This is a genomic window from Serratia sp. NCCP-200 (assembly GCF_059697885.1).
This window is the reverse complement of the sequence record NZ_BAAKUJ010000003.1, coordinates 557,428-578,302: the sequence shown is the minus strand read 5'-3', so window position 1 is coordinate 578,302 and position 20,875 is coordinate 557,428. Positions and strand designations below refer to the sequence as shown.

Below are 20,875 nucleotides of genomic sequence, written 5' to 3'. Positions count from 1 at the left end.
TGGTTACTGCGCACTAGCTTTGCGCAATTCGATGTCTTTAATGATATTTCGGTAGGTGTGCTCATCCAGCTTGTAGAAGAAGATAAACAGCATACCCAGGGCAAACATCAGGCCAGGGAACAGCGTCATCATCATATTGATGCCGTTGAGCGCGTTGGCGCTGATATGCTCGGACGAGTAGTCAAAGTAATCGAGCATCAAGCCGGCACAGCCGCCGCCAATCGCCATGGCAATTTTGGTGATGAAATTAAAGAAGCCATAAATTGCCCCTTCGGTACGTACGCCGTGTTTCCATTCGGCATACTCCACGGTATCGGCAATCATCGACCACATCGCGACAAAGCCCATCCCCAGAGTAATGCTGTACAGGCACACGCCAGTCATAATCAGGTAGGCGTTATCTCCTGCCAGGAAGTATTGGAACAGCAAGCCGACAATCCCGATCAGCAGCCCCAACTGGACCATTTTCTTTTTGCCCATCAGGCTGATGATCTTTTCTGAGATCACTGTACCCGCCACATAGGCCGCAGATTGGATGATGAAGAATTTGGCGGTAAAGCTTTCATCCCCCAGGGTGTATTTGATGAAGTAGATCGCAATGGCCATCCATACCGTATAGGCGATATAGAAAAACACCGTGAACAGGGAAAGATGAATTAACGGCAGGTTGCCGGAAACGGCGGTGATCATCTCTTTAAGCGTGGGAGCCTTTTGATCTGGCAGGCTTTTCACCCGCTCTTTGGTCATGCCAAAGCAGGCCAGGAAAAAGAAGGTGGCCAACAGGCTAAAGCAGCTGACGGCAAACACATAGCCCATCTTCTGATCGGTAAACTGTGAAATCAGCATGTCGGCAGTGGTCGAGACAATCAAGTAACCGACGATGGCCAACACAAAGCGGTAAACCGACAGCGAAGCCCGCGAGCCTTCGTGCTGGGTCAGCATATTGGTCATGGCTGAATAGGGCGTGTTGACCGCCGTGTAGGCCAGGCAATAGAGGGTGTAGGTGATCAGCGCGTAATAAAATTTATAGTCACTGTCGAAGGTGCTGAAACACAGGACCGTCAATATCCCCAAGGGCACCGCGCCGTACAGCAGGTAAGGGCGCAGCTTGCCGTGCCGGGTTTGGGTTTTATCGATAAAGTAACCGACAAAGATATTAAAAATCGCATCCAGTACCCGGGCGATCACAAAGATCAGGCTCGCCTGTACCGCGCTGATGCCGTAAATATTGGTATAAAAAAACAGTAGGAACAGGGAGACAAAGCCAAACGACAGGTTGGAGGCCAGATCGCCAAAGCCATAGCCAATCTTTTCCCGTACGCCGACCTTCACATAACTGTCTGAGACGATTTCTGTTGTTTTCATTTTACTTACTCACTCAGGTTGATTCGCCTTGAGTATACCGAGAGCGCCAAGGGTGGCTTGCCAGCGGTTGTTTATACAGTTCCTATTTTTTGCTCGCCCCCGGCTTTGTCATGGAGTTGTGAGAAAGCTCACAGGTATTACATGTTCGACCGTAGTGGCGCTGCATGCTGCGCCCGATTCTCACATATGGCGTTTGGTGCACTTATAAACTGCATACCCTGCGTCTTCCGCCATGTTATGGTTTGCCTTAGGCTGACTGAAAATTTATTCAGGAGCCAACCACCATGAAAACCGACGCATCAAACGCCCTATCTCTGTCACCCTCGGCCCTGCGTGGCGGGTTAATCAGCCTTGCGTTACCTACGCTGCTTTCCTCTCTGGGCAGCAGCATCACCAACGTTAGCCTACCCACATTAGCGCAAGTGTTCGGTGCTTCGTTTCAAGATGTGCAGTGGGTAGTGATCGCTTATCTGCTGGCGATCACCACGCTGATTGTGGGCGTTGGACGGTTGGGGGATATCATCAGCCGTCGCACGCTGTTACTGGCCGGGCTCAGCCTGTTTATGCTCGCCTCGCTGGGTTGTGCTGTCGCTCCTACCATCTGGTGGCTGATTGCGGCCCGTGCTGCGCAAGGGCTAGGGGGCGCAGTGATGATGGCTATCACCCTGGCGCTAGTTGGTGAAACCATCAGCAAGGATAAGGTCGGACGGGCGATGGGGTTGCTTGGCACCTTGTCCGCAGTGGGGACCGCGCTTGGCCCTACGCTGGGTGGCGTCTTGATTGCCGGGTTCGGCTGGCAGTCAATTTTCCTGATCAATCTGCCGCTGGGGGGCGTTGCGCTATTTTGCGTTTATCGCTATCTCCCGCAAACCGATCCGCAGCAGGTAACGAAACCGGGGGGTTTTGATTTCGTCGGAATGGCCTTGCTCGGTTTGACGCTGGCGCTATTTTCGCTGGCCATGACGTTAGGGCACGGCCATTTCGGCTCGCTCAATAGCCTGCTGCTGTTGGGAACCGCCGTTGCGGCCAGCGCGTTCGTCTGGGTTGAGAGAAAAGTGGCAAGCCCGCTGGTCCAACTGACCCTGCTGCGTCAGCCAATCCTGAACAGCGGCCTGCTAACCAATATGCTGGTGAGTACGGTGATCATGACGTCCTTCGTGGTAGGGCCGTTCTATCTTGCACACGGGCTAGAGTTAGCGCCACAGCAGGTTGGCTTGGTAATGTCCGCCGGGCCGCTGATCGCCGCATTGGCGGGTGTGCCATCGGGATATCTGGTCGACCGCTTCGGGGCACCGCGGATGATTAGCCTGGGATTACTTGGTGTTTGCCTGGGAGCATTAACCTTATCGATGATGTCAGCCACGCAGGGCGTTTTGGGCTATATCTTGCCGATCTGCCTGATCACCGCAGGCTATGCCTTATTCCAGGCGGCCAACAACACGGCGGTGATCAAACAGGTTGGCATCGAGCGGCGTGGGGTAGCTTCTGGTCTGTTAAATCTGGCGCGCAACCTTGGCTTTATCATCGGGGCCTCCGCCATGGGGGGCATATTCGCTTTGGCCTCGGCAACTAGCGATATACGGTTAGGGAGCGCGGTCGGTTTACATCTGACCTATCTGGTGGCAGCCGTTTTAGCGGGGCTCGGGTTGTTGATGGCGCTGTGGAGTCAGTTTTATCACAGAGGGCAGCCTGCCACACAAAAGTGACGTTGTCACATATTCGGCTGCCACTAACATCTCTTTCACAATGGTTCACGGCCGCGCTACGATAATATATCTTGCCCAGCCTAACGTTAAGAGAGAAATGATGAACCAACCTATTGCCACCGTGGCCTTGGAAAAGGCCTATCGCTTGCTTAATCACGGCCCAACGGTGTTGGTATCCGCCAGCCATGACGGTGTCAATGACGTGATGGCCGCCGCCTGGGCCTGTGCGCTGGACTTCTCGCCGCCGAAGCTGACGGTCGTGCTGGATAAGATGACCAAAACCCGTGAGCTGATCGAGCAAAGTGGGTGCTTTGTGATCCAGGTACCCACTGCGGCCCAGCTACAGCTGACCTATGAGGTCGGTAATCGCAGCCTGCATACCGAACCCGACAAACTGGCAAACTGTGGCGTCGAGCTATTCAGCTTTGACGATCGGCCACTGCCTTTTGTGGCCGGATGCTCCGCCTGGCTAGCGTGTCGGCTGATCCCGGAGCCACATAATCAGCAGGCCCACGATCTGTTTATTGGCGAAGTGACCGGTGCCTGGTCCGATACGCGGGTATTTAAAGATGGCCACTGGCATTTTGACTCAGCCGAACCTGCGCTGCGCAGTTTGCACTACGTTGCCGGTGGGCAGTTTTACGCCATCGGTGAATCACTGATGGCCAAGGTGAAGTGAGCCGATCATTTAGCGAATCGGCGCGATCCCACCACGCAGAGGATAATCCCCAGCGTGGTGGCCAACATCAGCAGGCTGACGGGTTCATGCAGTAAGCCTGCTGCCAGCGCCAGGCCAAAAAAGGGCTGCAGCAATTGCAGTTGGCCCACGCTGGCAATACCGCCCTGGGCCAGGCCCCGGTACCAAAAGATAAAACCAATCAGCATGCTGAACAGCGAAACGTAGGCCAGGCTTATCCAGGCTGGCAGGCGGATAGCCTCCAGAGAAGAGGGCAACAGCAGCAGTGAGGTCACCAGCATAACGGGTAATGCCAACAGCAGAGCCCAACAGATCACCTGCCAGCCTCCCAGCTTACGCGACAGTTTAGCCCCTTCGGCATAGCCCAACCCGCAAACCACCACCGCAGCCAGCATTAAGGAATCCCCGGTCAGTGAAGCGGAAACTCCCTGAGCAAACGCAAAACTCATCACCAACAGGCTGCCGATAATGGAAAAGAGCCAGAAAGCGGGACGAGGGCGCTCACCACCCCGTAGCACGCCAAATATCGCGGTGGCCAAGGGCAGCAGGCCGAGAAAGACGATGGAATGGGCCGTAGTCACATGTTGCAACGCCAACGCGGTTAACAGTGGGAAGCCTACCACCACGCCTAACGCAACGATCACCAGGGAGAATACCTGATCGCCTCGTGGCCGCTGTTGTTTAAACAGCCCTAACAGCAGGAACGCGAACAGACCCGCGATAGAAGCACGAGCGACTGTAAGAAATAGAGGATCAAAACTGAGCACGGCGATTCTGGTGGCGGGGAGTGAACCACTGAAGATCACCATGCCCAAAAAGCCATTGAGCCAGCCGCTGGCGCTATTTTGCTCGATCTTCACCTGCATGGGACACCCTTATTTTCGACGCTGGAGGATTGTGGATCGGCATGTTATGCCGCAAAATCATGACAATCAAAAAATTGTCATGGATACAAGTTGCTATGGCACGAGCCCGTTACAAATCGCTGGTCGATAGCTTTGCCGCTGATATTCGCGCAGGGCGTCTTACTCCAGGGACCCGTTTACCCACCCATCGCCAACTTGCCGCCCAGGAACGCATGTCGTTGGTCACTGCCTCACGGGTGTATGCGGAACTTGAAGTGATGGGGTTAGTCAGCGGGGAAGCGGGCCGGGGGACCTTTGTCCGGGAGATTTCGCTGCCGCCGGGTTTGGGCATCGATCAGCAAGCCGTCGCCACGGACATGCTCGATCTGAACTTCAATTACCCGACGCTATCGTCACAAAGCGAATTGCTGAGAGCAGCGTTGCGTCAGTTGGCTTCCTCCGGCGATCTGGACGCATTGCTACGCTATCAACCCCATGCAGGTCGGCCACACGAGCGAGCGATCGTAGCCAGACATCTGAGCCACCGTGGCTTAAACCTGGCGGCAGAGAACGTTTTACTGGTTAATGGCGCTCAACAAGGGTTAACCGTCGCCGTGATGGGGATGTTGCAACCGGGCGACGTGGTCGCGGTTGATGCCCTGACCTACCCGGGCTTTAAAATCCTGGCCGAGAGCTACCATCTTGAGCTGGTCGCCATTCCCGCGTTAAGCGACGGCCCTGATTTGACTGAACTTGAACGGCTATGCCAGCGCCGACAGGTGCGGGCCGTTTACTGCATGCCAACGTTGCATAATCCGCTTGGCTGGGTGATGAGCGAGCCCCTGAGGCATCGGTTGGTGGCGCTGGCGCGTGAGCATGGGCTGCTAATCATTGAGGATGCCGCCTACGCCTATCTGGCAGAGAAACCGCCATTGCCGTTAGCGAGTCTCGCCCCTGAATCCACGGTATATATCTCCGGTTATTCCAAGAATGTTGCGACCGGGTTGCGTGTTGGCATAGTGGCCGCCCCGGAAAAATGGATCCCCGCATTGGAACGAGCCATCAGGGCAACCACTTGGAATACCCCAGCGATCATGACCGCGATCCTGTGTGAGTGGATCGAAGACGGCACCGTTATGCGGCTAGAGGACGAAAAACGCCAAGATGCCCGATTACGTCAGTCAATAGCTCGGGAAGCACTGAGCGAGCTGAACTATATTGGCCACCCTGATTCGTATTTTCTGTGGTTACCCTTGCCTGAGGAGGTCAGGGCGGATCGCATCGCCGCAGCCCTGCTAAAAGAGCGTATTTCGCTCTCTACTGCAGAACCTTTTGCTACCTCGGTTCATATACCACATGCCCTGCGTTTGGCGTTGGGTTCGCTGCCGCTGCCTACCCTGCGTGAGGCATTAACAACGGTTAAGCGGGTCATAAAGTTGCACTGTTATCTTTAGAGGGGCCGTGGGCGCAGCATGTGTGCACATCGCTTTGTCATCAATCTTACCGCATGGCGTTTTTCCCAAATTCCATGCGGTCCCTCTATTCATAGCCTAAATATCTGATAACTTAATCCCACGCGTTATTTTATGGATAATTGATCCCCAGGGAGACAGCGGTGCGTCATTTCGAATTCAAAGATGATAAATCAAACAAATTTTGGCAAATCGAGCAGTCGGACAGTGACTTAAACCTGCGCTGGGGCAAGATTGGTACGCAAGGGCAAAGCCAGACCAAGAGTTTTGATAACGAAGCCAAGGCCTCGGCTGCCATGACCAAGCTGGTGAAGGAAAAAACCGGCAAAGGCTACGTTGAAATTGCCGTTGATGAAAACGCCACCATTGGCACCACAGCGCCAAAACCGAAGGTCGAACCAGCAGAAAAACCCCGCGCTGAGCCAATAAGCGATACCCCAGCAGAAAGTACGCCTCAGATCTCTGCTGCCACCATACTCTCGCAATCCGTTGTCTCTACGGACATCGCCAAACCGGCTGGCGAAACACCCCCATGGTTAGCCAGTGGAGACCCGATTTCCTTACCGAAGAATTTAAGCGTTCAGGCATTGGCCAACCGCGCCCATTCGGGCGAAAAGCCGGAGCTAAACGATAAGCAGAGCTGGATCAAGCTTCGCAACCACCTCTATAAAAGTGACGATTTTCAGACTGACTTTGACTCCTCGTCTGCGGAGTTGCGCCAGACTTATGTTGCAAGCTGGCAACGGTTGGCCGATCAACAGATGGACGGCACCATTGAGTCAGATGCGGTGTTGTTTGCCCTGGCATGCAATGCCGGTAGCAACCGCTATTACGGCGATAACAAGACAGATATTACCGACTTTTTAGTGGCCAGAAAGGGATTGCCGTACGCGATTGATGTGCTGCTACTGGCGCAAGGGATCTGTGTTGAATCAAACTGGGATAGTGATGCGCAAAAGCACAGTTACTACCTCAATACAGATATCGTAGATCCGCTAAGCGGCTCGTGGATGTCCCCTTATAGCTGCGCTGAGCTGCATTTCCGTAAGTTCCTGGCTTGTGCCGATGAGGCCGAATGGCAGATTTGCGTGGATAAACTGCTCGCAGGCTTGCCGCAGCTGCATGTTAGCCGCCAGCCGTTGATTGCCTTGTTACTGCCTGAACGCCCAGATATCGCGAACCGGTTAGCCGGTGAGTTGCTCCAACAGGGGGATAGTGACGTCACGCCATGGCTACAGTTGGTCGCCACCGACGAAGCTGTCCTGAAGTCGTTAGGGGCAATGAGCCGTTCTGTGTATCGTCACGCTGCATTCCTTAACTGTGAATTTAGTATCGCCACGCTGATAGCGGAGCGCGGCGTTAACGCGGTACCGATCCTGGCCTACCAGCCGGAAATAACCCTTACCGGTGATGCTCTGGCCTGTATTGGCACACCAGCAGCAATTACCGCGCTGGCACAGGTTTCCGGCCAGGGTAAAGCGTTTCTGGCGCGGTTTATCGACGCCGCGCACCGCTGGCCGTTGGCATCGATCCCGGCGCTTGCCGAGCTGTTGGCCTCTAACAATAAAGACAGCGGCATGCTGAGCGCTTGCTTAAGCAATCTGCTGCTGGCCAATCCTGAGCAAGTGGCCCAGTTACTTCCCTGGATGAGCGGGGCAGCGCAAGCCCAGGTGCAAGATTTGATTGCCCGCGTATCTGGCCCGGTTGAATTAGCCGATGAGGCTGATTTACCCCTGGTGCTGGTCAGCCCGCCTTGGCTACAGAAAAAGAAAAAGCGCGAAGCGGCAGTCCTGGCACTTGAGCCACAGGCGTTGGCACCGGTACTCGATTTAACCGATGAAGAGAAAAAACGGTGGTTAGCGCTGAATGGCTGGGAAGAAAAACGCTATCAGGCTGCCGCAAAAAATATGAATACGCTGGCCAATGAGCTGGGTTTCCAGATTTATCAATCAGGTAACCGGAAGAGCCAGAACGAAACGGCAGCCATTGCCATCAGAAACCGCGATACGCAGGGCCTGATCGACGCCTGGAAGGCCCAGCTTGCACAAACCAGTTGGTCAAACTTTAGTATGCGTTTTACCTCGCTGCTGCCCGATGAGATGGCGCTGGCCTTATGGAACAGTTTGTCAGCTCACCAATGCAGCGGTGAGGAGTATATGGTGGCCAATTTCGGTGAAGCAGCGTTACCTGGCCTGATCAACGCGGTGCGCTCTCGCCCAACAGAACTGACCAATGTCTGGAGCCACGTGGGTGCAAGCGAATTGGCCCCGCTGATTGCCCGTGCCTACCTCAAGCTGAAAACGCTGCGAAGCGAAGCTCTGCAGTGGCTGTGCAAATATCCGCACCACAGCGTTATCGGCTTACTCCCCGCGGCATTAGGCAAAAAAGGGGAAGCCAAAGATTGCGCCACCTCGGCGTTACGGATGCTGGCCACGCAGGGGCACGAAGCGTTGATTATGCAGACCGGCGAGGCTTACGCCGATCCAGAGGTAACCGACGCACTGCGCGCCATGCTGGATGAAGATCCGCTCGATCGCTTCCCGAGTAAAATCAGTAAATCTCCTGACTTTTATCAACCCGCTGGCTGGCGTCGTCCGTTACTGAAAACGAGTAAAAAAGCCTTACCGGACAGCGCGCTGGAACACTTGGGAACCATGCTGCGCTTCCCGGTCAGTGAGGGGCAGTATGAAGGGATCAATCAGGTAAAACAGGCTTGCGATCCAGACTCACTGGCAGACTTTGCCTGGGATATGTTCTCGGCATGGTTATTTGCTGCAGCGCCGTCAAAAGAGGGCTGGGCCTTTATGTCTCTCGGCCTGTTTGGTACCGATGACACCGCACGCAAGCTCACGCCGTTTATTCGTGCCTGGCCGGGAGAGGCTCAGCACCAGCGGGCGGTTAACGGCCTGGAAGTGCTGAATCAGATTGGTTCCGACGTGGCGCTGATGCTGCTGAACGGTATCGCGCAGAAGGTCAAATTTAAAGGCTTACAGGATCGGGCGCGGGAAAAGATTGCGGCCATTGCCGAAGCCCGCGAGTTAACCATTGAGGAGTTGGAGGATCGTTTAGCGCCGGATTTGGGGCTGGATGAAAACGGCTCGCTGCGGCTGAACTTTGGCGATCGCCAGTTTACCGTCAGCTTCGATGAAACCCTGAAACCGTTCGTGCGCGATATGGATGGCACCCGCCTGAAAGACCTGCCGAAGCCGAAAAAGACCGACAATCAGGAACTGGCCAATGAAGCGGTGAACATCTTCAAGCTGCTGAAAAAAGATGCCCGCACCGTGGCCGCCCAGCAAGTGGTGCGCCTGGAAATTGCCATGTGCCAGCGTCGCCGCTGGACAACCGAGCTGTTCGAACTGTTCTTGGTGCGCCATCCGCTGGTTCGCCATTTGGTGCAACGCCTGGCTTGGGGCGTCTATCTGGTGGACGATGATTCTACACACGGCGGCAAATTGGTGGACTGTTTCCGCGTTGCCGAAGACGGCAGCCTGACCACCGCAGAGGATGACGAATACAGCTTGCCGCAGGGCGATAACGTGCGCATTGGTATTCCCCACGCGTTGGAGTTGCCTGATCACCAGGCGGCAGGTTTCGGCCAATTGTTTGCCGACTATGAACTGTTGCAACCGTTCGTGCAGTTAGGCCGCGATACTTACAGCCTGACCGAACAAGAGCGGGAAAGCCGTGAGCTGCTGCGCTGGAAAGGGGCCGTAGTTCCCACCGGTCGTATTCTTGGGCTGGCTAACAAAGGCTGGCGCCGTGGCGATGCCCAAGACGGCGGCGCAATCATGGACTTTATCAAACCCATCGATCGCCGGTTAGGGTTTAGCCTGTCCTTTGAACCCTGCATTATCGTGGGCATGGTCGATGAATACCCTGAACAGACGCTGGAGACGGTGGTGATCGACGACGGCCAGTATTACTGGCAGCGAACCGAAGAACGCAAACCGTTCACTATTGTGGATGACATCGTCATCAGCGAACTGATCCGCGATATGGAAGCCCTGCGCGCCTAAGCTTGCCTTGATCCCGACGCATGTCGGGATCGTACCGCCTACCAAGAGAATCCATCCCTATGTCTGAACAACAACAAAAAATGCAGCGGCCACCAGCGGAAATTCAATACGCGGAACAACTTGCCCTGTTGGCAGAGTTGGATAACCAACCGCGCCCGCCGGGCTGGGCACTGAGCCTGAATGCCGCCCGGCGCTTTATTCTGGGTGACGAAAAGTTGGGCATTGAGCGCAAAATCGTCGCCGACGTGGCCTCGATTGAGCGGATGTTGGTTACGCTGGCGACTGGCCGCGGCCTGATGTTGGTTGGTGAACCGGGCACCGCCAAATCCATGCTGTCTGAACTGCTGGCGACCGCCATTTCTGGCACTTCCAGCCTGACGATCCAGGGCGGGGCATCGATTACCGAAGATCAGATCAAGTATTCATGGAACTACGCCATGCTGATTAACGAAGGGCCCTCGTTGAAAGCGCTGGTTCCGGCACCGCTTTATCAGGGTATGCGCGACGGCAAAATCGTGCGTTTTGAAGAGATCACTCGTGCGCCGTTGGAAGTGCAGGACTGCCTGCTGGGCATGTTGTCCGATCGCGTGATGACCATCCCCGAGCTGAATGATGACCATAACCTGCTGTATGCGCAGGAAGGATTCAACATTATCGGCACCGCCAACACCCGTGACCGCGGCGTGAACGAAATGAGTGCCGCCCTGAAGCGCCGCTTTGATTTTGAGACCGTATTTCCGATCATGGATTTCCAACAGGAACTGGATTTGGTGGCTACGGCGTCCAACCGGCTGTTGGAAAAGAGCGCCATTCCTCATACCGTCCCCGCCGAGGTGTTGGAGCTGCTGGTCACCACCTTCCGCGATCTGCGTGGCGGTGAGAAATCAGCGGGTAAAGGCGGTGGCGACAGCGCCATGGATCGGTTAACTGCCGTGATGTCGACCGCCGAGGCGGTGAACGTAGCCCATGCGGTTGGGGTGCGGGCATGGTTTCTTGAACAGCGCAGCGGTGAGCCTGCCGATCTGGTGGAATGTATCGCCGGGACGGTGGTTAAAGACAATGCGGACGATCGGGCAAAACTCAGGCGCTATTTTGAGCAAAAGGTCGCGAAAAAGCCCGGCAACCACTGGCGAGCCTATTACCAAGCCAGACACCGTTTGCCTTAAAGGCGCTGCGTAATGAATAAATCACCGGAAATCATTGGCATCCGCCACCACAGCCCGGCCTGTGCCCGGCTGGTAGCGGCGAGAATTAGCGCCCTGAAACCGCGCTACGTGCTGATAGAAGGGCCGATGGACTTCAACTCCCGGCTTGATGAGCTGTTTTTGCCCCATAAGCTGCCGCTGGCTATCTATAGCTATGGCGTGCCGCAACAGCCTGGGCAGGGCGTGCGCAGAGGTTCCTGGTCACCGTTTGCCGAGCATTCTCCAGAGTGGCAGGCGCTGCAACAAGCGCGGGCGATCAAGGCGGAAATACGCTTTATGGATCTGCCGGCCTGGCATGTTGCGTTTGCCGATATTGCTAACCGCTACGCCGATTTAGCCGATGCCGAACAACAGCAACGGGCAGAGGATTTTGAACAGGCACTGAGCCAAGAGCTGGGCATTCAGGGGAGCGATGCGCTTTGGGATCGGTTATTTGAAGATCAGTGCGACGTGCGCGAGCTGGAGCAACGTCTAAGCCACTATTTCGAACGGTTACGCGGAGAGGTTCCCGGTTCGCAGGGCAACCAGGATCGTGAAGCCATGATGGCCCGTTGGATCCGCTGGGCCATGGATCAACGGGACGGGGCCGTGTTAGTGGTGTGTGGCGGCTATCACGCACCCGCCTTGATGAAGCTGTGGCATAACCTCCCCGGTGAAGATCATGAGCCTGAACTGCCTGCTATAAGTCAATGTTTTGATGACTGGCAAGGCGACACTCAATACACCACCGGCTCTTATTTGGTGCCCTACAGCTATAAGCGGCTGGATGCTTTCACTGGCTATGCTTCCGGCATGCCGTCACCGGCGTTTCAGCAGTGGGTGTGGGAATTTGGCTTGGAGCAGGCCGGGCTATACGCTTTCCAACGCATACTTGAACGGCTGCGCAAGCTTAACCTACCGGCGTCTACCGCCGATATGGGCGCGGTTTATCTACGGGTTCAGGCACTTGCGCGGCTGCGCGGCCACCAGTTGCCGTTACGCAATGACTGGTTGGATGCCATGGCCGGTTCGCTGGTGAAAGAGGCGATGGATGTCCCGCTGCCGTGGACCTATCGCGGTCCTTTACGGCCAGGAACCGAGCCTATCCTGGTACAGATGATGGCGGTATTGGCCGGGGAGTCTCACGGTAAATTGGCGGCCAATACGCCACGTCCGCCGTTGTTGATTTCGCTGGAGCTCGAACTTGAACGGTTGGCGATTACGATCCCCTCGGAGGTCAAACTCGACCTGCTTAAACCTGAGGATCGCCAGCGCAGCAGAGCTTTACATCAGTTATCGCTATTGGCGATCCCGGGCATCCACTGCCTGAAAGGCGTTGGGCAAGCCATGTCGGGTGAAATGAGCGAACACTGGCAGCTTCGAGCACCGCTTGAGCAGGTTGCTGCGCTGATTGAGGCGGCCTCCTATGGTGCTACGCTTGCCGATGCCGCACTGGCCAAGCTGGAAGAAGCCTTGCTGGAGCTGCACGGTAGCCAGGGGATAGTGGTTGCGCTGGTTAAATTACTGAATCAGGCGGCGTTGGCCGGGCTGGCGGATTTCAGCAGCCGGGTAGTAGAACAGCTCACTGCGGCTGTGAGCCAGGAAGGGAGCTTTGAGGACCTCGGCTTCGCGTTGGAAGCTGCCCACACGCTGTATCGCCACGGTGAAAGCGTGGGTATGCAAGGATCAGCGATCTTGTTGACGGTGATCCAGATAACCTTCGACCGTGCACTATGGCTATGTGAAAGCTATGGCAGCGTGAACCCCGCCGACAGCCATCGACACATTGCGGCATTTCAGGCGATCCGCTTGGTGACCCGGGATCTGCTCGCGCTGCCTGATGCCGACCGCAATACGTTATTTCCCGCGCTGGAAGCCGATCGCGCGCTCACCGTTTGGCAAAGAAAAGCCGCGTCTACCGATGCCGATCCGCTAAGCCGTGGTGCGGCTTTGGGCGCGTTGCTCAGCCTGAACGACACCCAGCCTGATACCGTATCGGTGATGACACAACCGCTAGCGCTGCTGGCCACCCTGGCAGCCAATAAAATGGGTGATGCGCTCAGCGGATTGATTGCGTTGGCGCGCCACCAGTTGACCCAGGATTTAACCTTTGTTGACGGCCTGAACCAGTTGGTTACCGCACTGGACGACGAAGACTTCCTGTTGGCCTTACCCGCGATGCGCGGTGCATTTGCCTGGCTGCCACCCAGGGAGCGCGGTGAGTTTGCCCGCCAGATACTTGAGCTGCATCAGGCGGGGCATTTGCCGGTTTCGTCGTTAAATCGCGAAATTACTGCCGCAACGCCGCAAGAGATTGCTGCAATGCAACAGGCCGAAAAGCGGGCACTGGAAATCCTTGGCCAATGGGGGCTGGTGTAATGGCGAATCAATTAACTCCAGAGTTACAACGCTGGCGCTTGCTGTTAGGTGAAGCCGCCGAGGCCTCGCTGGGTGAACTAGACGATCACTATCGCTCAGTTGATAGCGCCCTGGAATGGCTGTATGGCCGGGATCCGGAACGTTTGGCCCGCGGTGAGCGCGGAGCTAGCCTGGGTAAATCCAACCTGACCACGCCTGAGTGGATTAATGAAATTCATCAGCTGTTCCCCAAAGAAGTGATCGAACGGCTGGAGGTGGACGCGGTTGAGCGCTACGGCATTGACGATGTGGTCACCAATCTTGACGTGCTGGAACGTATTGAACCCTCGGAAGCGTTACTGAAAGCGGTGTTACATACCAAACATTTGATGAATCCGCAGGTGTTGGCTGCCGCACGCCGGTTGGTGGCGGAAGTGGTTCGGCGGATCATGGAACGCCTGGCGCGTGACGTGCGCCAGTCATTTTCCGGTAGCCGCGATCGGCGCCGTCCCTCACAGGTCAAAGTGGCGCGTAACTTTGATTTTAAACGCACCGTTGCCGAAAACCTGCATCGCTGGAGCCCGCAGCACGGCAAGCTGTTTATCGAAACCCCGGCGTTTATGAGCCGGGTTAAACGCCATAGTGAACGTTGGGACATCATCCTGCTGGTAGACCAGAGTGGTTCCATGGTGGATTCGGTGATCCATGCCGCCGTGATGGCGGCCTGCCTGTGGAATTTACCGGGCATGCAAACCCGGCTGGTCGCCTTTGATACCGCCGTGGTGGACTTGACCGCAGACGTCAGCGATCCGGTTGAACTGCTGATGAAGGTGCAGCTCGGTGGCGGCACTAATATCGCCAAGGCGGTGGGCTATGCCCAGTCCTGCATCACCAATCCCCAGCGTACGATCGTGGTAGTGCTGAGCGATTTCTTCGAGGGCGCCAGCGAAAGCGAGCTGATACGGCGGGTGCGCACCTGCATTCAGGCCGGAGCCAAAGTGCTGGGGCTGGCAGCGTTAGATCATCAGGCTAACCCACAATACGATCGTGACATGGCTAACCGACTGGTCGCGGTCGGCGCGCAGATTGGCGCCATGACGCCCGGCGAACTGGCGGCCTGGCTGGCTGAAAAGGTACAAGGATGACTCAACGTTCCGATTTACTCGAACTCACGCCGGAAGCCCTGATGGCGTTAAGCAACGCGGGCTTCGTCAAGCGCGCGCAGAAAGAAGTCGCAGAAGGAAAACTGCCTGAACTGACAGAGCGTGACGACGGCTGTATTGAGGCCAAGTTCGGCGACGGCAACCAAGTCACTTTTCCGCCAGGTAAAACCTTGCGGGATGCGACCTGTAGCTGCCCGGCCAGCAGCATGTGCCGCCATCGGGTCACGCTGGTCCTGGCCTATCAAGCGTTACATGCCACTGGAGTGTCCCCAGAAGCTGACGATGCGCCGCAGCCAGAACCTGCAGCAGGTTGGTCACCGGCCAGATTTAGTGAACAGCTTAGTGATGTCCCGCACTCGGTGATTAGCCGGGCTAAAAAGCTGATCCAGAGCAGCGTCGTGGTGCAATTGAGCAAAGGCAGCGGGGCGCAAGCCACTCCGTCTGCTCGCTTACCGATGTGTGACGTGCGGTTTTTCTCCCGTAGCAGCTTGGCACATGCGCGCTGTGACTGTATTCAGGAGACGATTTGCGAGCATATTGTGATGGCCGTCTGGGGGTTTGAGCAGGCCGAACTCAGCCAGCCGGATTTTGAGCAGTTAACGCTGCAAATCCGCTTGCCCAACGTCGAACAGGCGCAGGCAAACGCCTTATTTGACCAGCCAGAGGCGGTGCTATTACAAACGTCGTTGGATAAATTGCTGCTCAAACTGTGGTCGGACGGCAGCAGCCAGCCAGAGAGGGCCATCAAACCGCTGATGGCGGAAGTGAGTCGCCATGCCCAGCAGCTTCAGTGGCGCTGGATTAGCGAAAGCCTGGCAGATATTCAGCAAGGGATGGCCGATCAGCATAATCGTTCAAGCCGCTATCATCCGGTCGAATTCTTGCAGCGCATCAGCGGGCTTTCCGCCCGGTTAGTCGCGGCCAGGTGCATGGACCAACAGGCGCAGCAGCAAAGCTTACCACGCCTTCCAGCGGCTGAAATTCTTGGCCTGGGCGTCAAAGGTGAGATCCAACTGGAACATCTGAAACTGGTATCACTCGGCGCGCGTTATTGGGCCGACGAACAGCAGGAAGGGGTGGATCTGATCTACACCGACCCGGACTCCCAGGCGCTGATGGTGATCGAACGCCAGTGGCCTAAAAATAGCCATCCACAAGGCGTGGCGACGCCGATAGGCAGCCGCAGGATTGCCGGCCACCCGGTAAAAAAACTGGCAGCCTGCCAGGTGATCACCAATGCTGCCAAGCGCCGGGCAAACGGGGCGTTAGACATTGCCAGCGGTAAGCAATATACCAGCGTGTTGCCGCTCTCTGCCCGTGCGTGGGGGCTGTTGGGGGAACCGCTCAGGCAGTCTGATGCCGCAGCGCTGAAACGTCATCTCCAGCTGGCATTGCCAGATTTTGTACGTCCCAGACAGCCGATCGAACAGCTGCATATCTTACCGGTTAGCGAGGTGCTCGACTGGTGCTGGGACCCGGCATTACAGTGCTTGCAGATTGATATCTTAAGCGGAGAGGATCGTGATGATAATTTTGTGACGGTGTCACTAAATTACGATAGTGCCGCCCCTCAGGCTATAGAGGTATTGGCCAGGGCAATGCTCACGCCAGCAACTCCGCCACGGTTGATTTCAGGCAAGGTGAAGATCGAGTCAGGCAAGCTGTTTATCGAGCCGCTGGCCGTAGCCAGTGACACCCAGATATTCTCGCTGTGTGCCGATGAGGCTGAACCTTTCCCGATGGAGCGCCAGGCCGATCTGCAACAGCGTTCAGGTATGCAGCAAGCGTTGGCAGACACCGAAACGTTGCTGGCTCAGTGGCTACAGCAGGGGATCCGGCATCTTGGGGGGCGTGGAATTGAACGGGTGGAAATGTTGGCCGAGGCGCTAAATGGCTATGGCCTGATGCAGCTGTCTGCAGGGTTAAACGAGTTACCCGAGCGTATTCGCTCTAATAACCACACAGAATTAGTCCACCGGTTGATGACGATTTATCAAACGCTGCGCCTGGTGAAAGACCGGCAGAGTAATTGACTTTGACAGTGCCATGACAGTTCGACTAAGCTTGCCCCACTCATTTGGGGAGTAGCCTTCCTTCATCATGAAGGAGGATGTGTCAACATACTCAGCAAGTTGCTGTGGCACATCCGTCGAGCAGATTGGCGAGACCATAGGGGTAATATTTCTTTTGGATTGGACGAGGAATATTACACCATGGTTTACAACGTCCAGTCGGTATTTCCATCATGACCCTTTTTTCTGTTTTATTCTCAAATTACCTCAGCAAAAAACCGGGCAAATTGAGGGCTAAAGGATGACACTGTCATTTTTCCAGCTCGCGATATCCTTAATCATCATATTGATTGCCTCTGAAATTTTCACCAATGCCCTGGAACACCTTGGCGAAAGGTTGAAGATCTCTGAAGGGGTAACCGGTTCGCTTTTTGCCGCTATTGGCACCGCCTTGCCTGAAACCATGGTACCCATTTTGGCTCTGGTTGCCGGCACGTCGGCGGCTAATGTTAACGAAGAGATTGGCGTGGGGGCGATATTGGGCGCGCCGCTGATGCTGTCTACGCTGTCTGTCTTTTTGATGGCGCTGGCTGTGGTAAGACGGCGGGGTATTAACGGGGCAATCACCCCAGAGCCCACCGGGTTTATACGAGATACGCATTTCTTCCTGCTGGCTTTTGTGTTAGCCGCAATCGCCTTGTTCATTCCTGTAGAGATGAAAGTCGCCAGGATGGGCGTCAGCGTGTTGTTGGTCTTGCTTTATGTCACCTACATTGTAAAAACCTTACACGCGTCGAAAAAATTAGTGGCTGAAGGCAATGGAACCGCAGCAGATAACGTCATGTTCTTATCCCGAGTGGGATTGCCCACCACGCTATTCACCATCATCCTGCAAACTTTAATTGGTTTGGGCGTATTGGTGGCGGGGGCTTTAGGTTTTATAGACGGCGTTGCCGCAGTATCGGAAAAGCTTGGCATCTCTGTGTTGTTACTGTCATTGATTATCATTCCTATAGCGACCGAATTGCCAGAGAAGGTGAACAGCATTCTATGGATTCGCAAAGGGAAGGATACTCTGGCATTAGGCAATATTACCGGCGCCATGGTTTTCCAAGGCACCATATTACCCGCCATCGGGATATTATTGACGCCATGGCAACCCCGGCATGAAGTGCTGATCGGGGTGTTTATTACGCTTTCATCGGCATTTTGGCTGTGGATCAACGCCAGAAACAAAAATCTGAAAGTGTGGATGCTATTTATTAATGGGGCTTTCTATTTCGCTTATATTATCGCCTCAATCTCATTTAGCGGCTAAATAATTACCATCCCTGCATCCGATGTAGGTCAAAGCGATAACCCTGCTCACTCCCCCACGGAACTGATTGCTCACAGACCTTGACCTTCCCCTTGTGGGAAGGTTTAAGCTTTTTGTTACCGAAACTTCCCAGGAGTAGAACCATGGCTTCCGTTTTCGTCCCATCAGGTTCCAATCAAGCGGCTCGTCTGAGCCTGCCGGTCGAAGGAATGACCTGTGCATCGTGCGTTGGCCGTGTCGAACGCGCTTTAAAAGCCGTTCCTGGCGTGCAAACAGCTACGGTCAATCTTGCCACCGAGCGGGCAGATGTCACCTTTAGCGGCGTGGCCGATCTACAAGCGACCGTTAGTGCTATCGAGAGTGCCGGTTACGCCGTCCGTGAAGAGACTACCGAACTGGCGATAGAAGAGATGACCTGCGCATCCTGCGTCGGAAGAGTTGAGAAGGCGCTGACACAACTTCCAGGCGTCCTCTCTGCCAGCGTCAACCTGGCGACCGAGCGTGCGCGGGTACGGCACCTCGCCGGGGTTATCTCCACCGCTGACCTTGAAGCGGCGGTTGTGCAGGCGGGTTACAAGGCCCGTCGTTTGTCTGCCGAAACGCCGAATATAAACGATCAGGATACTGAACGCCGCGAGAATGAAGCGCGCGGCTTACGCCGCTCTTTGCTGATAGCGGGCATTCTCACTTTGCCGGTCTTTATCCTTGAGATGGGCTCGCACCTTATTCCCCCGATGCACCATTGGGTGCAAGGCGTTTTGGGTGAACAGACGAGCTGGTATATACAGTTTGTACTCGCCACCCTGGTGCTGTTCGGCCCGGGCCTGCGCTTTTTCCGCAAGGGTATCCCGGCGTTGTTGCGTGGTGCTCCCGATATGAACTCGCTGGTGTCGGTGGGTACGGCAGCGGCGTACGGCTATTCGGTGGTGGCGACTTTCATTCCCGAGGTGCTGCCTAAAGGAACCGCTAACGTTTACTTCGAAGCCGCCGCGGTCATCGTGACCTTGATCCTGCTTGGGCGCACGTTGGAGGCTCGCGCCAAGGGGCGAACGTCTCAGGCCATCAAACGGCTGGTCGGGCTTCAGGCCAAGACCGCGCGTGTTGAACGCAACGGCGAGACCGTTGAGATCCCGCTCGATCAGGTGACCACCGGTGATGTGGTATTCGTTCGACCAGGGGAGAAGATCCCTGTCGATGGCGAGGTCGTCGAGGGGGCATCTTATGTGGATGAGAGCATGATCACCGGCGAGCCGTTACCCGTATCGAAGGGCGTAGGCGCTGCCGTTGTGGGTGGCACCATCAACAAGACCGGTGCTTTCAGCTTCCGCGTCACCAAGGTTGGGGCCAATACCGTGCTGGCGCAGATCATCCGCCTGGTTGAGGAAGCGCAGGGCTCCAAGCTACCGATCCAGGCGCTGGTTGATAAGGTGACCATGTGGTTCGTACCGGCAGTGATGGCTGCCGCCGCGCTGACGTTCCTGGTCTGGCTGATCTTCGGCCCGGATCCGGCGCTGACCTTTGCGTTGGTGAATGCGGTGGCGGTGCTGATTATCGCTTGCCCGTGCGCCATGGGGCTGGCTACGCCGACATCAATTATGGTCGGTACCGGGCGCGCCGCAGAACTTGGCGTGTTGTTCCGTAAAGGGGAAGCCTTGCAGGCGCTGCGTGACGTGAGCGTTATCGCCCTCGACAAGACCGGCACCTTGACCAAAGGACGCCCAGAACTCACCGATCTCGTTCCCGCCAAGGGTTTTGAGTACAGTGAAGTGCTGGCTCTGGTGGCGGCGGTTGAAACCCGCTCTGAGCACCCGATCGCCGAAGCGATTGTGCTGGCCGCCAAACAGCAAGGCATCACGCTGGCCCCCGTTGAAGGCTTCGACGCCGTGCCGGGCTTTGGCGTAACGGCCAAGGTTGATGGCAGGGTGGTCTCCGTCGGTGCGGATCGGTTCATGACGCAGCTTGGCCATGATGTGGCGAGCTTCAAGTCTGCCGCCCAGCGCCTGGGTGAACAGGGTAAGAGCCCGCTCTATGCCGCTATCGACGGTCGCCTGGCGGCGATTATTGCGGTTGCCGATCCGATCAAGGAAACCACGCCAGAGGCTATTAAGGCGCTGCACGCGCTGGGCCTCAAAGTGGCGATGATCACCGGCGACAATGCGGCAACGGCGGCGGCGATCGCCAAACAGCTCGGTATTGATGAAGTTGCGGCAGAGGTATTGCCCGACGGCAAGGTTGCTGCGCTGAAAAAGTTCCGGGTCAACGGGGCGCGAGTAGCCTTTGTGGGGGACGGTATCAACGACGCCCCAGCGTTGGCGGAAGCGGACGTAGGGCTAGCCATCGGCACCGGTACCGATGTAGCTATCGAGGCGGCCGACGTAGTGTTGATGTCTGGCGACCTGCGCGGGGTGCCGAACGCTATCGCACTCAGCCAGGCGACGATCCGCAACATCAAACAGAACCTGTTCTGGGCCTTTGCCTATAACGCGGTGCTGATCCCGGTGGCGGCAGGTGCGCTTTATCCATGGAACGGTACTTTGCTTTCGCCGATCTTCGCGGCGGCGGCGATGGCGCTCTCCAGCGTCTTTGTTCTCGGCAACGCGCTGCGGCTTAAGCGCTTCCAGGCTCCGATGACGGTTGAGGCTTCTAGCGGGACGGCGGAAAGCGGGGCGGAGATTATCCCCGTTACCGCAAGTAAATGACCGATGTCGGGCCATGGTGATGCCCCTCACCCTAACC

General features: G+C 56.1%; 12 protein-coding genes and 1 riboswitch. Of the genes, 10 read left to right on the top strand and 2 right to left on the bottom strand.

What is annotated here, in order from left to right:
- Positions 1–3: 3 nt before the first annotated feature.
- Positions 4–1,365, bottom strand: coding sequence for an MFS transporter (locus tag AC6HVW_RS12805; RefSeq protein WP_497569469.1), 1,362 nt, complete (start codon positions 1,363–1,365; stop codon positions 4–6).
- A 284-nt stretch (positions 1,366–1,649) separates the two neighbouring features.
- Here AC6HVW_RS12805 and AC6HVW_RS12800 point away from each other — a divergent pair, with 284 nt between their 5' ends.
- Together AC6HVW_RS12800 and AC6HVW_RS12795 are read left to right on the top strand one after the other, a co-directional pair.
- Positions 1,650–3,071: an MFS transporter gene (locus AC6HVW_RS12800; RefSeq protein WP_071683522.1), complete on the top strand. Its 1,422-nt coding sequence runs from the start codon at positions 1,650–1,652 to the stop codon at positions 3,069–3,071.
- A gap of 100 nt (positions 3,072–3,171) precedes the next feature.
- Positions 3,172–3,750, top strand: a complete 579-nt coding sequence (locus AC6HVW_RS12795) for a flavin reductase family protein (RefSeq protein ID WP_071683523.1) — start codon at positions 3,172–3,174, stop codon at positions 3,748–3,750.
- A gap of 5 nt (positions 3,751–3,755) precedes the next feature.
- Here AC6HVW_RS12795 and AC6HVW_RS12790 read toward each other — a convergent pair whose 3' ends face one another.
- Positions 3,756–4,634 (bottom strand): DMT family transporter, encoded by an 879-nt coding sequence (locus AC6HVW_RS12790; protein ID WP_071683524.1) that lies wholly within the window; start codon positions 4,632–4,634, stop codon positions 3,756–3,758.
- A 95-nt stretch (positions 4,635–4,729) separates the two neighbouring features.
- Here AC6HVW_RS12790 and AC6HVW_RS12785 point away from each other — a divergent pair, with 95 nt between their 5' ends.
- The 8 genes from AC6HVW_RS12785 to AC6HVW_RS12750 all read left to right on the top strand — a co-directional run bounded on the left by AC6HVW_RS12785 (position 4,730) and on the right by AC6HVW_RS12750 (position 20,838).
- Positions 4,730–6,067 (top strand): aminotransferase-like domain-containing protein, encoded by a 1,338-nt coding sequence (locus AC6HVW_RS12785; RefSeq protein WP_071683525.1) that lies wholly within the window; start codon positions 4,730–4,732, stop codon positions 6,065–6,067.
- 161 nt (positions 6,068–6,228) lie between these two features.
- Positions 6,229–10,104: a DUF4132 domain-containing protein gene (locus tag AC6HVW_RS12780; RefSeq protein WP_497569468.1), complete on the top strand. Its 3,876-nt coding sequence runs from the start codon at positions 6,229–6,231 to the stop codon at positions 10,102–10,104.
- 59 nt (positions 10,105–10,163) lie between these two features.
- Positions 10,164–11,270 carry an ATP-binding protein gene (locus tag AC6HVW_RS12775; protein ID WP_497569467.1) on the top strand — a complete coding sequence of 369 codons (1,107 nt, stop codon included), beginning with the start codon at positions 10,164–10,166 and terminating at the stop codon, positions 11,268–11,270.
- A 12-nt stretch (positions 11,271–11,282) separates the two neighbouring features.
- Positions 11,283–13,667 (top strand): DUF5682 family protein, encoded by a 2,385-nt coding sequence (locus AC6HVW_RS12770; RefSeq protein ID WP_497569466.1) that lies wholly within the window; start codon positions 11,283–11,285, stop codon positions 13,665–13,667.
- The gene (locus AC6HVW_RS12765) at positions 13,667–14,791 is read left to right on the top strand and encodes a VWA domain-containing protein (protein ID WP_186486951.1); all 1,125 of its coding nucleotides are present in this window, start codon (positions 13,667–13,669) and stop codon (positions 14,789–14,791) included. The genes AC6HVW_RS12770 and AC6HVW_RS12765 overlap by 1 nt, the downstream gene beginning before the upstream one ends.
- Entirely contained in the window at positions 14,788–16,842 is a 2,055-nt protein-coding gene (locus AC6HVW_RS12760; protein ID WP_071683530.1) for a YehQ family protein, read from the top strand. Before AC6HVW_RS12765 ends, AC6HVW_RS12760 begins: the two co-directional genes overlap by 4 nt.
- Positions 16,843–16,875: 33 nt before the next feature.
- Positions 16,876–17,003: riboswitch (yybP-ykoY riboswitch) on the top strand.
- A gap of 119 nt (positions 17,004–17,122) precedes the next feature.
- Entirely contained in the window at positions 17,123–18,139 is a 1,017-nt protein-coding gene (locus AC6HVW_RS12755) for a sodium:calcium antiporter (RefSeq protein WP_021177954.1), read from the top strand.
- A gap of 143 nt (positions 18,140–18,282) precedes the next feature.
- Positions 18,283–20,838: a heavy metal translocating P-type ATPase gene (locus AC6HVW_RS12750; protein WP_497569465.1), complete on the top strand. Its 2,556-nt coding sequence runs from the start codon at positions 18,283–18,285 to the stop codon at positions 20,836–20,838.
- Positions 20,839–20,875 lie beyond the last annotated feature (37 nt).